2 pseudogenes are annotated in these 830 nt (G+C 61.1%); both read left to right on the forward strand.

Annotation, left to right across the window (positions count from 1 at the left end):
- Nucleotides 1-276, forward strand: a pseudogene (locus ENZ74_RS33250) (CtpF protein); the annotation flags it as partial.
- A gap of 29 nt (nucleotides 277-305) precedes the next feature.
- Nucleotides 306-830: pseudogene (locus tag ENZ74_RS33255) on the forward strand (CpaF family protein); the annotation flags it as partial.

The raw sequence follows: 830 nt of genomic DNA on the forward strand, positions 1-830 counted from the left end.
AACCAGGCCGGCGTCCCGAAACGCCCGGAGATTTCGCCGGCCGATTTCGCCGAGCCGCTCGGTCTGTCGCCAATGTCGGTCATTGCTTTTGATCCCTTGCTGTTCGGCAATGCCGCCAACAACGGACGCATGCTTGGCGAAATGGATGCCAAGAACCCGATCGTCGCAATGATCAACGAAATGGCGCATGTGCTGACCGGGCGCAGCGAAATCAAGATCAGGAAGAAGGCCGGGCTCGGCAGCCTGCTCGGCAAGCTCTCGCGCAACAAGAAGTGACGCTTCAGCAGTGGAATCGGTAGTCGATCATGTTTGGTAAAAGAGGCAGCGACGACGGCAACCGGTTCACGCCGGAATTTCGCCAGCCAGCACCGGCGCCTGTTGCGCCACCGGCTGCAGGTTCCGTGGACACGGCGGTTCTGACACGGCCCGCGGCGCCAAGCGCGCCTGTCGCGCCGCCGGCGCGCCGTGCGGTCGAGGCACCGCCATTGGCGCCTGAGCCGAAGCGGGCACAGCGCGAAAAAAGCGAAACCTATTACGATACCAAGAGCCAGGTCTTCTCCGCACTCATCGACACCATAGATCTGTCGCAGCTTTCCAAGCTTGATCCTGAAAGTGCGCGCGAGGAAATCCGCGATATCGTCAACGACATCATCGCGATCAAGAACTTCGCAATGACGATCGCCGAGCAGGAAGAGCTGCTCGAGGACATCTGCAACGACGTGCTCGGCTATGGGCCGCTCGAGCCGCTGCTCGCCCGCGACGACATCGCCGACATCATGGTCAACGGCTCCAGGAACGTCTACATCGAGGTCAACGGCAAGGTCGAACAG

The organism is Mesorhizobium sp. M7A.F.Ca.CA.002.15.2.1, assembly GCF_003998715.1.
Taxonomy (GTDB): Bacteria; Pseudomonadota; Alphaproteobacteria; order Rhizobiales; family Rhizobiaceae; genus Mesorhizobium; species Mesorhizobium ciceri.